We start from the raw sequence: 14,034 nt of genomic DNA, 5'->3' as shown, positions 1-14,034 counted from the left end.
TTCCCCCGTCCGGCACGGACGGACGGGGGAAGAGCCGGGCCGGTTCACGCCGCCGCGCCGTCCCGCGCGTCCCGCGACGCCGCGACCGGACCACCGCCCGCCCGCGCCCCCGGCACCGCGCCCCGGCCGAGCACCCCCACGGCGACGGACACGGCCGCCAGCGCCGTCGCGCTCCACAACAGCGGCGTGATCCCCGCCCCCTCCACGACGACGCCACCGAGGAACGCCCCCAGGGCGATCGACCCGGTGAAGACCCCCACGTACAGCCCCGTGATCTGCTCGACCCGGTGCGGCGCCGCCTGCGTCATCCAGATCTGCCCCGCGACCGAGACCCCGCCGTAGGCCAGCCCCCACAGCGCGACACCGGCGACCGCGGGACCGGCGGCCGAGCCGAGGAGGGCCAGCAGCGCGAGCGCCCCGCAGACACCGGCGGCCAGCCCCACCACCGTGGCACGGGCGCGCCGCGCCGCCAGCGCACCGGCGGCGAAGTTGCCCACCAGCCCGAAGGCCCCGTACAGCAGCAGCACCAGCGCGACCGTCCCCTGCCCGAGCCCGGTGCGCTCCTCCAGCAGGGGCCGCACGTACGTGTACGCCGCGAAGTGCCCGGTGACGAGGAACGCCACCGCGACCAGCCCGGCCGCCACCGCCGCCCCGCGCAGCAGCGGCGCGCCCCCCGCCGGTCCCTCGCCGCCCGGAGACACCGCCGGACGCGGCAGGCGCGGCAGCGCCGCCCCGAGCCCGGCGGCCAGGACCACCGAGACGACCGCGAGCGACGCGAACGCCGCCCGCCACCCGAGACCGTCGCCGACCAGCGTGCCCAGCGGCAGGCCCGCGACGGACGCCGCCGCCACACCGCCGACCGTCGCCGACACCGCGAGCGCGGCATCGCGCGCCGCCACCAGCCGCGCCGCGACCGCCGCCGCCAGCCCCCACACCCCTCCCATCCCCACGCCCAGGACGACCCGGGAGAGGAACAGCGACGCGGAGCCCTGCGCCGAGGCGGTCAGCGCGTTGCCCGCCGCCAGCACGAGCATCGCCACGGCCAGCACGGCACGGCGGTCGAGCGCGCCCAGCAGCCGCGGCACCGCCGGGGCGGCCACCGCCGTCACGACGCCCGTGACGCCGAGGCTGAACCCCGCCGTGCCCGGGGAGACCCCCAGGCCGTCCGCCATCGGGGTCAGTACCCCGACCGGCAGCATCTCCGACGTCACGACCACGAAGGTGCTCGTCGAGAGCACCCCCACCGAGGCCCACTGCCCCGCCGTGGTGCGGGCCGCTTCCGAGCCGGTACGTTGAACCGGTGCCTGCGTATCCATGCCCTCAAAACAAGCAGCGCACAGGGCCGGGAACAACGACGATCTCCTCATGGACCGATGAGCCCGGCTGATCGACGGGACGCACCTGATCGACGGGGCGCCGGGGAGGACGCGATGAACCAGATCCACGTCCAGGAGATCGAATGCCTCCTGACGCTGGCCGAGGAACTGCACTTCGGCCGGACCGCCCTGCGCCTCGGCTGCTCGCAGAGCCGCGTCAGCCAGCTCGTCACCGCGCTCGAACGGCGGGTCGGCGTCCGGCTCGTGGACCGCACCAGCAGGAGCGTGCGGCTCAGCCGCTTCGGCGAGCAGTTCGTGGCCGAGGTGCGCCCGGCCTTCGAGGCGCTGTCCACCGTGATCACCGAGGCCCGCGACCGCGCGCGCCGCGGCGCCCTGCTCCAGCTGCGCGTCGGCTTCCACGGCGCGGTGTACGAGGAGGTCACCGAGGCGTTCCGCCGTCTGCGGCGGCACCACGACGTGGCGGTGGCGCTCACCGAGATCCCGCTCGGCTCGCCGTTCGCCGCCGTGCTCGGCGGCCGGATCGACGCCGCCGTGGTCGAACTGCCCGTGCGCGAGGCCGGACTCACCACCGGCTTCCGCTTCCCGCCGCAGGACAGGCTGCTCGCCGTCGCCGCGACCCACCCGCTGGCCGCCGCCGCGCGCGTGCACGCCGAGGAACTGGCCGGTCTGGACGTCCTCCACCCCGTCGGCGACGCCCCCGACTACTGGCGCGCCGCCCGCGTGCCGCGCGCCACCCCCGGCGGGACGCCCATCCGCTCCACCACCGGGATCAGCACCATCCAGGAAGGGCTGGCGCTCGTCGCGACAGGCGAGCACACCATGCTGGTCTGCCGCCCGCTCGCCGAACGCGCGACCCGGGGCGACGTGCGCTACGTCCCCGTGGACGGGCTCGGCGCGTCGCAGCTCGCCCTCGTCTGGCGCACCGACCGCACCGGCCCCCAACTGACCGCACTCGCACACCTGCTGGCGGAGGAGCACACCCGCACCCCCACCCCCGAACGCCTCCCGGCGTGACGCACGGGGCCGCCCTGCCGGGCCGGGGGCGGGGGCAGGGCAGACTTGGGTGAACGTTCACACGGGCGGTGCCCCGGCGCCGCCCGCCGCCACGCCGCCACACCCGACCGGAGGGGACGACCAGATGCCGGAGCAGCCCGCGACACCGCCGGGGGACGCGGAGACGACCGTCGCGCGGACGGGGACCGGAGCGGCGGCCGGGCCCGCCAGGAAGGCGGCGACGATCTACGAGGTCGCCAGGCTCGCCGGGGTGTCGCACCAGACGGTCTCCCGGTTCCTGCGCAAGGACCCGACGATGCGGCCCGACACCGTGCGCAAGGTGTCCGAGGCGGTCCGCGCGCTCGACTACCGGCCCAACCTCGCCGCCAGGTCGATGCGCACCCGGCGCACCAACCGGGTCGCCGTGATCCTGCCCGACTCCACGAGCTTCGTCCCCAACCGCCTGCTGCGGGGCGCGGCGGCGGCCGCGCACGAGGCGGGGTACCTGCTGGACGTGGTCGGCCTCGAAGGCGACGCGACCGCCCGCGCCGCCCGCATCGGCACCCTCCTCCAGCCGGAGAACGTGGACGGCCTGCTGTCGTTCGCCGCGCTCCCGGACAACATCGCTGCGCTCGCGCCCGCCGCGCTGCGCGTCCCGCTGGTCGTCGAGGGGGAGTACGACGACAACATGCGCTCGCGCGGCGTCCTCGCCGACGCCACCCCGGCCGCAGAGATCGTCGCGCACCTGGCCGGGCTCGGGCACCGCACGTTCCTCCATGTCGCGGGGCCGTCCAGCTGGCCGTCGGCGCGCAACCGCAGGGCCGTTTACGAGTCGGCGGTGGCCGATCTCGGGCTCGTTTCGCATGCCGTCGTCGAGGCCGACTGGAGCGTGCGGGCCGGGTGGGACGCGGCCAGGGACGTCGTCGCGGGCTCGCCGGTGACGGCCGTGTTCGCCGCCAACGACCAGATGGCGTTCGGCGTGATCCGGGGCCTGCAGAGCGTCGGGGTGGACGTACCGGGGCGGGTGAGCGTGTTCGGCTGGGACGACGACGAACTGGGGCGGTACTTCGACCCGCCCCTGTCCACGGTCAGCGTGGACCGGGAACGGCAGGGCTGGGTCGCCTTCGGCCGGCTGCTGGCCCTGCTCAGGGGAGAGGCGCCGGTGGCCCCGCCGCTGACCAGCGACGGGATCAACCGCCTGGTGCCGCGCGGATCCGTCGGCCCCGCGCCGGCCTCCCTTTCCTGACCGCCTGACCGCCTGACCGCCTGACCGCCTGACCGCCTGACCGCCAGGACACGCCGCGCCCAGGGTGCCGGAAAGCCCGGCTGACCTGCGGGAACGTGCTCCCGGCAGCCGGTGGGCGACGCTCCGCTGGGTCTTGTGTGATCGATAACTTAAATCGTAGGGTGGGGTGCTGCAAGCGCTTTCTGAATCGAGGAGCCGTCTCCCATGCCCTCACCTCCGTCCCGACTGCGCGCGGCGGTCGTCGGCACCGGTGGCATCGTCACCGGCAGCCATCTCCCCGCCCTCCGGGCCCATGCCGACCGCGTCGAACTCGTCGCCGCCGTGGACGTCGCCCCCGAGCGGCTGGCCGCCTTCCGGCGGAAGGCCGGTGAAGCCGGCCTGGCGGCCGAGGAGTTCACCGACCTCGGCACCATGCTGCGCGAGGCGTCCCCCGACCTGGTCCTCATCGGCACGCCCCCCTCGCTCCACGGGGAGCAGACGGTCGCGGCGCTCGAAGCCGGCGCCTCGGTGCTCTGCGAGAAGCCACTGACCCTCTCCCTCGCCGAGTACGACGCCGTCGCCGCGGCGGAGCGCGCCACCGGCAGCCACGCCTCCGTCGTCTTCCAGCATCGCTACGGCTCCGGGGCGCGGCACGCGCGGCGGCTCATCGCCGGGGGCGAACTCGGCGCCCCGCTCGTCGCCCACTGCCAGACCACCTGGTACCGGGACCGGGCGTACTACACCGTCCCGTGGCGCGGCCGGTGGGCGACCGAGGGCGGCGGGCCGACCATGGGGCACGGCATCCACCAGTTCGACCTGCTGCTCCACCTGCTGGGCGAGTGGACCGAGGTGCGCGCCATGGCGGCGCGGCTGGTGCACGACGTGGAGAGCGAGGACGTGTCCACCGCGCTGGTGCGCTTCGAGAACGGCGCGCTGGCCACCGTCGTCAACAGCGTCCTGTCGCCCGACGAGGTCAGCCGCATCCGCGTGGACTGCGCCGAGGCGACCGTCGAACTGACCCATCTCTACGGCCACTCCAACGGGGACTGGGTGTACACGCCGCGCCCCGGGCTCGGCGACGACGCGCGGGTGGCCCGCTGGCGCACCCCGGCCGACGACCTGCCCAGCTCGCACGCGGCCCAGCTCGGCGCCCTGCTCGACGCCCTCGAACGGGGCGAGCGCCCCCCGGGCAGCGGCCAGGACGCCCGCCGCACCGTCGAGTTCGCGGCGGCGCTGTACAAGTCCGCGTTCACCGGACGGCCGGTACTCGCCGGGGAGATCGGCGAGGGCGACCCCTACTACACCGCCATGCACGGCGACCACCCGGACTGGAGGCCCCAGCGATGACGATCAAGGTCGACCACATCCACGGTGAGCGGATCACCGTCTCGGCGGGCGGCGTGGACCTGCTCTCCTACGTCTACCGCCCGGACCCGGAGCCGTACGAGTCGCGCAAGCCGTACGTGCACCCGCTGCGCACGCTGTCGGGCCGACTCGTCAGCGGCTACCGGCCCAACGACCACCGCTGGCACAAGGGCCTCCAGATGACCGCCAGCCACCTGTCCGGCCAGAACTTCTGGGGCGGCCACTCCTACCTCGGGCCCGACCAGGGCTACCAGCGCGTCCCGGAGCGTGTCGGCTCGATGCGCCACGACGGCTTCGCCGACCTCACCGCCACCGACGAGCGGCTCACGCTGGCCGAGGACCTGACCTGGGTGGCGAACGACGGCGCCGAGTGGGCCGGGGAACGGCGCGGCGTCACCGTCCACGCGGTGGACGAGGCCGCCGGGTCCTGGGCGCTCGACTGGTCGATCCGGCTGACCAACCTCCGCGACGAGCCGCTGCGCTTCGGGTCGCCGACCACCGCCGGGCGGGAGATGGCCGGGTACACCGGCCTCCAGTGGCGCGGGCCCCGGGACCTCACCGGCGGCACGGTGTTCGGCCCCGGCGGCGCCGAGGGGCAGGAGGCGCTGATGGGCACCCAGGGACCCTGGCTCGCCTTCTCCGGCACGCACGACGACGTGGACGCGGCGTCGACGCTCGTCTTCGCGCACGCGCCGGAGAACCTCGACCCCGAGCGGGCGGTGCACGGGTCGCACTGGTTCGTGCGGTCCACGCCCATCCCCACCGTGGCGTTCTCCTGGGCGTTCTTCGAGGAGTTCGAGCTGCCGCCGGGCGACGCGTTCGCCTTCCGCTACCGGGTCCTCGTCGCCGACGGCGCCTGGGACCGCGAACGGGTGGCGGGCGCGCTGGCGGAGCTGTCGTGGTGAGCCTGCCCCGGCCCCTGCCGGGCGCGGTGGGACTCTCCCACCTGCGGGCCTACGACTGGGCGGCGGCCGACGGGGTGTGCGGGGGGAGCCCGCACCTGCACCTGGTGTGCACCGAGGCGTATGCGGTCACCGGCGGGCGGGGCGCGGTGCAGACGCTCAGCCCCGACGGGTACCGCGACACGCCGCTCGAAGAGGGCGCCGTGGCCTGGTTCACGCCCGGCACGGTGCACCGCATGGTGCAGGGCGGTGGCCTGCGCATCACCGTGCTGATGCAGAACAGCGGGCTGCCGGAAGCCGGCGACGCGGTGTTCACCTTCCCGCCCGACGTGCTGGCCGACCCGGAGCGCTATGCCGGGGAGGCGGCGCTCCCGGCGAAGTCGGGGCCCGAGGCGGAGGCCGCCGCCCGCCGCCGCCGCGACCTGGCGGTGGAGGGCTATCTGCCGCTGCGGGACGCGCTGGCGGCGGGCGACCCCGAGCCGTTCCTCGCGTTCCAGCGTGCGGCGGCGCGGCTGGTCCGGGACCGGGTCCCCCAGTGGCGCGAGCTGTGGCGGGCGGGAGCGCTGGCCGCCGCCGAGCGCACCGGCGCGCACCTGGCGGCGCTCGAAGCCGGTGAACCGGCGTACCTGGCGGAGGCCACCGCGTACGGCGCGGAGCCCTCGCGGCTCGGCGGCTACGGCATGTGCGGCCGCCGCGACGAGTACGAGCTGCCCGGCACCACCCTCCACCGGCTGGACGACTGACAAGACGTCACACCCACCCGGTCCCCTCCCAGGCCGGTCTCGGCGCCCGCCGGGGCCGGCCTCGCCGCCGTCCGGCGGCCACCGCCACCGCCACCGGCCCGCGAGACCGCGCGCCACACCGCGACGACCGGCGCCCACCACCCGGCGCCCGAAGGCGGGCATCCCGCCCGCGAGCCGCGTCGGCGGTCGCGGCGCCTGTCCGTGCAGCAGCCGGACCCACCGGAGCCGCACGCGCATCCGGAGACCCGCGCCGAACGGCCCGGCCACCGCCCCGCGCCGGGACACCCAACGCCCGGTGACCGCCCGGCGGCCGGGGCACCGCCTCACCCCCCGCTGTGTCCTGCTTCGATCCCTCATGCGTGGATCGTCGCACGCACCACTGACAACGCTCCGTGACATCCCCTCACGCGGCGTCCCCCGCCCCCGGGAGGCGCCGGGGACGGGGGAGCGGGACAGGGCGGACAGGCGGACAGGCGTCAACCAGCCGCGCGCACCGAGTCGTTCAGCTCGTTGAGGAAGTCCTCCGCCGCCTCCTCCGGGCTCGCGTCACCGAAGATGACCTGCTGGTTGTACCGGCCGAGCACCGTCTCCAGGTCGCTGGCGCCCGGCGGGGTGATCGGCGGCGTGTCACGGATGTCCGCCGTGACGCGGCTGCTGAACGCCATCGCCTCCCGGGTGCCCGGGTCCAGATCGGATTCGATCAGTTCCCGGAAGCGCGGGTTGCCGGGCTCACCCCGGTCCACCCCGAACAGCTCCCCGACACGGGGGTCGTTGGTGAAGAAGTCGATCAGCAGGGCGGCTTCCGCCGGGTGCTGCGTGGTCGAGGAGATGGCCCAGTACATGGACGGCTTGAGGTACTGGAAGCCCTCGTGGGTGTCCGGATCGGTCGGCCAGTCGGCGATGGTGAACCCGTAGTCGGGAGCGGCCGACTGATAGGCGTTGAACATCCCCGCGGGGATGAACCCCATCGCCGTCCTGCCCGTCACCAGATCGCCCTGGTCGAGCGGGAGGCCGCCCGTCTCGGCCAGTTGCGTGCTGCCCGGCGCGGCTCCCGAGTCGATGAGGTCCCGGACCTCCTGCCAGTAGCCGGCCAGCACATCGGCGGGCAGCGCCACGTTCCCCTCGTCGTCGAAGACCTGCGCGCCGTGCTGCCGCGCCCAGACCGTGAGGGTGATCGCGTCGCCGCCCCACGGGGAGATGCCGTGCACCTCGCCGTCCGACGCCTCGGTCAGCGCCCGGCCCGCCTCCTCGAAGTCCTCCCACGTCCAGTGCTCGGTGTCCGGCACGGGCACGCCGTACTGCTCGAAGAGCGTGGTGTTGATGATGATGGCGCTGGCCGTGCCGCCGGTCGGCACCGCGTAGAGGCTGCCGCGGACGCGGCCGCTGTCCAGCAACTGGTCGCCGAGCACGGAGGGATCGAGGAACTCGGAGACACGGCCGAGGTCGAGCAGCGCGCCGCGCTGGGCGTAGGCGGCCAGGTAGAGCTGGTCGAACTGCGAGACGTCCGGCATCTCCCCGGCGGCCGTCGTGGTGGCCAGCCGGTCCCAGTAGCCGCTCCAGTCGGCGAACTGCGGCTCCACGTCGATGTTCGGGTGCTCGTCCTCGAACAGCTCGATGGCCGCCTCGGTGGCCCGCGTCCTGGCGTCGGCGCCCCACCAGTTGACGCTGATGGTGACCTTGCCGTCGGACAGTTCGGGCTCGCCCTCGAAGCCCTCGCCGATGCCGCACGCCGCCAGGGCGGTGGCCAGGGTGACGGCGGTCCCGGCGGTGAACGCGCCCCGGACGAGCCGCCGCGCGCCCCGCCGCCCCGTGGTGGTGCGTCGCATGGCGCTCCTCCCGTTCTCTTCGGATGACTGGTCTCTCATGCCGCCCTCCTGTCACTTTCCGCCGGTGGTGGCGATGCCGCGCAGCAGGAACCGCTGGCCGAAGAGGAACACCAGGAACACCGGGATCAGCGAGACGACGCTCATCGCGAACAGTGCGCCGTAGTCCGAGGAGGACTGCGCGTCCACGAAGGAACGCAGCGCCACCGGCACGGTGTAGAGGTCGGGCTTCGTGACGAAGATCAGCTGCGTGAAGAAGTCGTTCCACGTCCAGATGAACGTGAAGATCGCCGTGGTCGCCAGCGCGGGCACCATCAGCGGCAGCATGATCTGGCCGAATATCCTGACGTGCCCGGCGCCGTCGATACGGGCGGCCTCGTCGAGTTCCCGCGGGATCCCCCGGATGAACTGCACCATCAGGAAGATGAAGAACGCGTCGGTCGCCAGGAACTTCGGGACGATCAGCGGCAGGTAGGTGTTGATCCAGCCCAGCTGCGCGAAGAACACGTACTGCGGGATGATCAGCACGTGGATCGGCAGCATGATCGTGATCAGCATGGCGATGAACGCCAGCCTTTTGAAACGGAAGTTCAGCCGCGCGAACGCGTAGGCGGCCATCGAGCACGAGACCAGATTCCCGATGACGGAACCCAGCACCACCAGCGCCGAATTGAGCAGATAGGTGCTGAACGGATAGCTGAGCGCGTCCCAGCCCGTCGGATAGTGGTCGAAGTCGAAGGTGTCGACCAGCAGGCCAGGACTGGTGAAGATGTCGCCGTTCGGCCGGAGGGAACTCACGACCATCCACAGCAGCGGGTACAGCATCAACAGGCAGATGACGACCAGGAAGACGTGCTTGATCACGCTGGTCACACGGCGGCGCCGGGTGCGGGCGGAGCGCGCGGGAACCGGGACGGGGGCGGGGACGGCTGTCTCAGTCATCGTAGAAAACCCAGTACTTGGAGGCCCAGAAGTTGAGCGCGGTGAAGGCACCGATCACGATCAGCAGCAGCCAGGCCAGGGCCGAGGCGTAACCCATGCGGAAACTGGTGAAGCCCTCCTGGTAGAGGTAGAGCGAGAAGAAGAGCGTGGAATCGCTCGGCCCGCCGGTCCCGTTCGAGACGATGAAACTCTGGGTGAAGGACTGGAAACTCCCGATGATCCCCAGCACCAGGTTGAAGAAGATGATCGGGCTGAGCAGGGGCAGTGTGAGGGAGAAGAACTGGCGCTTCTTCGTCGCGCCGTCCGTGGACGCCGCCTCGTAGAGCTCGCGGGGTATCTGGCGGAGCCCCGCGAGGAAGATCACCATGGGCGCGCCGAAGGTCCACACGTGCAGGATGATCAGCGTGCCGAGCGCCGTGTCCGGGTCGGAGACCCAGCCGGTCCCCTCCACGCCGAAGAGCGACAGGAACGCGTTGAACAGCCCCTCGGTGCCGAACACCAGCCGCCACAGCACGGCGATGGCGACGCTGGCGCCGAGCAGGGACGGCAGGTAGAGCACCGAGCGGTACAGCGACAGGCCGCGGAGCCCCCGGTCGAGCAGCACGGCCAGGCCAAGCGCCACGGCCAGCTGGAGCGGGACCGACACGATCACGTAGACGAAGGTGACCTGGAGCGAGTGCGCGAGCCGGTCGTCCTCGAACATCCGGCGGATGTTGTCCAGCCCTGTGAAGTGCGGGTCCTGCAGCAGGTTGTAGTCGGTGAAGGCCAGATACAGCGAGGCGATCATCGGGCCGATGGTGATGCCCACCAGCCCGATCACCCAGGGCGCCAGGAAGAACAGCGCCGCCTTGTTGTCGCGTCCGGCGCCGTTCGGCGTCCCGCGCCGCCCGCGCGTGTCCACGCCGCGGGCGCGGCTCATCGACCGCAGTTCGCCGAGAGCGCTCATCGGCCTCCCTCCCCTCGTGCCATGAGTCGTTCCACAGGGCGTTCCTCTCTGCTCTGAGCACTACGGCCGTGGGGCCCCGGGGAACGGCGGTTCTCCGAGGGCGCGTACGGGGACTGCCCGACGCGCGGCGGCTCGTGCGCACGGGGTGGGGGAGCCCTGGGGCTGACACCGGGGTGCTGTGCCAGGGGAGATCGACCACGGGGGAGTGGTGGAACGGCGTGCTCACCGATACACGGAACTACCGTTACTTTCTGGTTAAGTTATCGATCACCAGGACTGGCCGGTACCCTAGTGATCGATAACTTGGCATGTCAATGGGTCGGCGGAAGACTTCCGGACCCCCGCCGCACACCGCAGCAAGCGCTTGCGGGCCGGGGAGCGCCACCCGGCCGGACGCCCCCGGGGCGGACCGCCGCGCGGCCACGTCGGCACAGCGGCCGTGAACAGCAAAAAACCCCAGCTCAGCTGGGGTTTCTGTGTGTCCGAGGGGGGACTTGAACCCCCACGCCCTTAAACGGGCACTAGCACCTCAAGCTAGCGCGTCTGCCATTCCGCCACCCGGACGAGTGTGCGCCTGCCGGGTCTCCCCGGCGGGTGACACACACCTTACCAAGATCCGGCGGTGCCTTTCACGCCCGTACCCGGCGGCCGGAAACCGCACGCCCTCTGGACAGCCCGCCCGGGGCGGTGGGATCGTCCTGTGCGGTATCCAGTATCCGCCCGACTGTATGCAGTATGCCGCCGATGCTGGTCCGGCGGTCCGGGCGGATACCTGCTCCGGCACCGCAATCCCCCCAGGAAGGGACGCGCATCGCCATGCCCGAGGACAGCGAGGACAGCCAGGAATCCATCTCCGGCGGGCACCTGGTCGCCAAGGCCCTCAAGGCGGAGGGGGTCGACGTCGTCTACACCCTCTGCGGCGGCCACATCATCGACATCTACGACGGCTGCGTCGACGAGGGCATCCAGGTCGTCGACGTACGCCACGAGCAGGTCGCCGCCCACGCCGCGGACGGCCACGCCCGCCTCACCGGCCGCCCCGGCTGCGCCGTCGTCACCGCGGGACCCGGCACCACCGACGCCGTCACCGGCGTCGCCAACGCCTTCCGCGCCGAGTCGCCCATGCTGCTCATCGGCGGCCAGGGCGCCCTGAAGCAGCACCGCATGGGCTCGCTCCAGGACCTCCCGCACGTCGACATGATGGCGCCGATCACCAAGTTCGCCGCGACCGTCCCCGACACCGCCCGCGCCGCCGACATGGTCTCCATGGCCTTCCGCGAGTGCTTCCACGGCGCGCCGGGACCCTCGTTCCTGGAGATCCCGCGCGACGTCCTCGACGCCAAGGTCCCGCTCGCCGCCGCCCGCATACCCCGCGCCGGGGCGTACCGCGCCTCCACGCGGAACGCCGGTGACCCCGACGCCGTCGAACGCCTCGCCGACCTCCTCGTGCACGCCGAACGCCCCGCCGTCCTGCTCGGCAGCCAGGTGTGGACCTGCCGCGCCACCGACGCGGCGACCGGGTTCGTCCGCGCCCTCGACGTCCCCGCGTACATGAACGGCGCCGGCCGCGGCACCCTCCCGCCCGGCGACCCGCACCACTTCCAGCTCTCCCGCCGCCACGCGTTCGCCAAGGCGGACCTGATCATCATCGTCGGCACCCCGTTCGACTTCCGCATGGGCTACGGCAGGCGGCTGTCCGCCGACGCCACCGTCGTCCAGATCGACCTCGACTACCGCACGGTCGGCAAGAACCGCGACATCGACCTCGGCATCGTCGGCGACGCGGGACGCGTCCTGTCCGCCGTCACCGAGGCCGCCTCCGGGCGGCTCAACGGCGGCGCCGCACGCCGCAAGGAATGGCGCGACGAACTGCGCGCCGTCGAACGGGCCGCCCTCGACAAGCGCCTGCCCCAGCTGCGCTCCGACGCCGCCCCCATCCACCCCTACCGCCTCGTCAGCGAGATCAACGACTTCCTCACCGAGGACTCGGTCTACATCGGCGACGGCGGCGACATCGTCACGTTCTCCGGACAGGTCGTCCAGCCCAAGTCGCCCGGCCACTGGATGGACCCCGGCCCGCTCGGCACCCTCGGCGTCGGGATCCCCTTCGCCATGGCCGCCAAGCTCGCCAGGCCGGACAAGGAGGTCGTCACCCTCTTCGGCGACGGCGCGTTCACCCTCACCGGCTGGGACTTCGAGACGCTGGTCCGCTTCGACCTGCCCTTCATCGGCGTCATCGGCAACAACTCCTCGATGAACCAGATCCGCTACGGCCAGAAGGCCAAGTACGGCGCCGCGCGCGAACGCGTCGGCAACACCCTGGGCGACGTCCCCTTCGACCGGTTCGCCCGCATGCTCGGCGGCCACGGCGAGGAGGTGCGCGACCCCGCCGGCATCGCGCCCGCCCTGCGCCGCGCCCGCGAGTCCGGCAAGCCGTCGCTGATCAACGTGTGGATCGATCCCGACGCCTACGCCCCCGGAACCATGAACCAGACCATGTACAAGTGAGGAGCCAGGCGATGAGCGAAGCCCTCAAGGCCCTGCACGGCATCCGCGTCCTCGACATGACCCACGTCCAGTCCGGCCCGTCCGCCACGCAGCTCCTCGCGTGGCTCGGCGCCGACGTCGTCAAACTGGAGGCACCCACCGGCGACATCACCCGCCGGCAGCTGCGGGACATCCCGGACGTGGACTCCCTCTACTTCACGATGCTCAACTGCAACAAGCGCAGCATCACCCTCAACACCAAGACGGAGCGCGGCAAGGAGATCCTCACCGAGCTGATCCGCCGCAGCGACGTCCTCGTGGAGAACTTCGGCCCCGGCGCCGTCGACCGCATGGGCTTCCCCTGGGAGCGCATCCAGGAGATCAACCCGCGCCTCGTCTACGCCTCCATCAAGGGCTTCGGCGAAGGCCCCTGGACCGGCTTCAAGGCCTACGAGGTCGTCGCGCAGGCCATGGGCGGCTCGATGTCCACGACCGGCTTCGACGACGGACCGCCCCTCGCCACCGGCGCCCAGATCGGCGACTCCGGCACCGGCGTCCACTGCGTCGCCGGGATACTCGCCGCCCTCTACCAGCGCACCACCACCGGACGCGGCCAGCGCGTCAACGTCGCCATGCAGCACGCCGTCCTCAACCTGTGCCGCGTCAAGCTCCGCGACCAGCAGCGCCTCGCGCACGGCCCGCTCGCCGAGTACCCCAACGACAGCTTCGGCGACGAGGTCCCCCGCTCCGGCAACGCCAGCGGCGGCGGCCAGCCCGGCTGGGCCGTGCGCTGCGCACCCGGCGGCCCGAACGACTACGTGTACGTGATCGTCCAGCCCACCGGCTGGCGCCCCATCACCGCCCTCATCGGCCGCCCCGAACTGGCCGACGACCCCGACTGGGCCACCCCCGAGGCCCGCCTGCCCCGGCTCGGCAAGCTCTTCCAGCTCATCGAGGAGTGGAGCGCGACCCTCCCCAAATGGGAGGTCCTGCGCGCCCTGGTCGCGCACAACATCCCCTGCGGGCCGATCCTCTCCACCAAGGAGATCATCGAGGACGACTCCCTCGCCGCGAACGGGATGGTCGTCCGCGTCGAACACCCCGAGCGCGGCCCGTTCCTCACGGTCGGCTCCCCGCTCAAGCTCTCCGACTCGCCCGCCGACGTCGAACGCCCCCCGCTCCTCGGCGAGCACAACGCCGACGTCTACACCGGCGAACTCGGCCTCCAGGACGAGGAACTCCACCTCCTCAAGGCGAACGGAGTGATCTGA

11 protein-coding genes and 1 tRNA gene are annotated in these 14,034 nt (G+C 72.7%); 7 read left to right on the top strand and 5 right to left on the bottom strand.

Annotated elements, in window-relative coordinates; genetic code table 11:
- Positions 1–44: 44 nt before the first annotated feature.
- Positions 45–1,316 (bottom strand): MFS transporter, encoded by a 1,272-nt coding sequence (locus ACIBPC_RS13635; RefSeq protein ID WP_398843898.1) that lies wholly within the window; start codon positions 1,314–1,316, stop codon positions 45–47.
- 114 nt (positions 1,317–1,430) lie between these two features.
- On the opposite strand from ACIBPC_RS13635, the gene ACIBPC_RS13630 reads away from it, so the two are divergent.
- From ACIBPC_RS13630 to ACIBPC_RS13610, 5 genes are all read left to right on the top strand, one after another.
- On the top strand, positions 1,431–2,351 hold the full coding sequence (locus tag ACIBPC_RS13630; RefSeq protein WP_398843895.1) for a LysR family transcriptional regulator: 921 nt from the start codon (positions 1,431–1,433) through the stop codon (positions 2,349–2,351).
- Positions 2,352–2,475: 124 nt separating this feature from the next.
- Positions 2,476–3,576 (top strand): LacI family DNA-binding transcriptional regulator, encoded by a 1,101-nt coding sequence (locus ACIBPC_RS13625; RefSeq protein ID WP_398843892.1) that lies wholly within the window; start codon positions 2,476–2,478, stop codon positions 3,574–3,576.
- A gap of 204 nt (positions 3,577–3,780) precedes the next feature.
- On the top strand, positions 3,781–4,902 hold the full coding sequence (locus tag ACIBPC_RS13620; protein WP_398843889.1) for a Gfo/Idh/MocA family protein: 1,122 nt from the start codon (positions 3,781–3,783) through the stop codon (positions 4,900–4,902).
- Complete coding sequence (locus tag ACIBPC_RS13615; RefSeq protein ID WP_398843886.1) at positions 4,899–5,825, top strand: PmoA family protein; 927 nt, start codon at positions 4,899–4,901, stop codon at positions 5,823–5,825. Before ACIBPC_RS13620 ends, ACIBPC_RS13615 begins: the two co-directional genes overlap by 4 nt.
- Entirely contained in the window at positions 5,819–6,565 is a 747-nt protein-coding gene (locus ACIBPC_RS13610) for a cupin (protein WP_398843884.1), read from the top strand. The genes ACIBPC_RS13615 and ACIBPC_RS13610 overlap by 7 nt, the downstream gene beginning before the upstream one ends.
- A 476-nt stretch (positions 6,566–7,041) precedes the next feature.
- Here ACIBPC_RS13610 and ACIBPC_RS13605 read toward each other — a convergent pair whose 3' ends face one another.
- The 4 genes from ACIBPC_RS13605 to ACIBPC_RS13590 form a co-directional block, all read right to left on the bottom strand.
- Positions 7,042–8,391 carry an ABC transporter substrate-binding protein gene (locus ACIBPC_RS13605; protein WP_398843881.1) on the bottom strand — a complete coding sequence of 450 codons (1,350 nt, stop codon included), beginning with the start codon at positions 8,389–8,391 and terminating at the stop codon, positions 7,042–7,044.
- 51 nt (positions 8,392–8,442) lie between these two features.
- Entirely contained in the window at positions 8,443–9,330 is an 888-nt protein-coding gene (locus ACIBPC_RS13600; RefSeq protein ID WP_398843878.1) for a carbohydrate ABC transporter permease, read from the bottom strand.
- A complete protein-coding gene (locus ACIBPC_RS13595) occupies positions 9,323–10,276 on the bottom strand; it encodes a sugar ABC transporter permease (RefSeq protein ID WP_362967984.1) in 954 nt (317 codons plus the stop codon). Before ACIBPC_RS13595 ends, ACIBPC_RS13600 begins: the two co-directional genes overlap by 8 nt.
- A 479-nt stretch (positions 10,277–10,755) precedes the next feature.
- A tRNA-Leu gene (locus tag ACIBPC_RS13590) sits at positions 10,756–10,840 on the bottom strand.
- A 252-nt stretch (positions 10,841–11,092) separates the two neighbouring features.
- Here ACIBPC_RS13590 and ACIBPC_RS13585 point away from each other — a divergent pair.
- Both ACIBPC_RS13585 and frc read left to right on the top strand, forming a co-directional pair.
- Positions 11,093–12,784: a thiamine pyrophosphate-binding protein gene (locus ACIBPC_RS13585; RefSeq protein ID WP_398843875.1), complete on the top strand. Its 1,692-nt coding sequence runs from the start codon at positions 11,093–11,095 to the stop codon at positions 12,782–12,784.
- An 11-nt stretch (positions 12,785–12,795) separates the two neighbouring features.
- Complete coding sequence (gene frc, locus ACIBPC_RS13580) at positions 12,796–14,034, top strand: formyl-CoA transferase (RefSeq protein WP_362967986.1); 1,239 nt, start codon at positions 12,796–12,798, stop codon at positions 14,032–14,034.

Source organism: Streptomyces sp. NPDC049879, assembly GCF_044461265.1.
GTDB lineage: Bacteria > Actinomycetota > Actinomycetes > Streptomycetales > Streptomycetaceae > Streptomyces.
The sequence above is the reverse complement of the archived record's forward strand: the minus strand, read 5'-3'. Positions and strand labels throughout refer to the sequence as shown.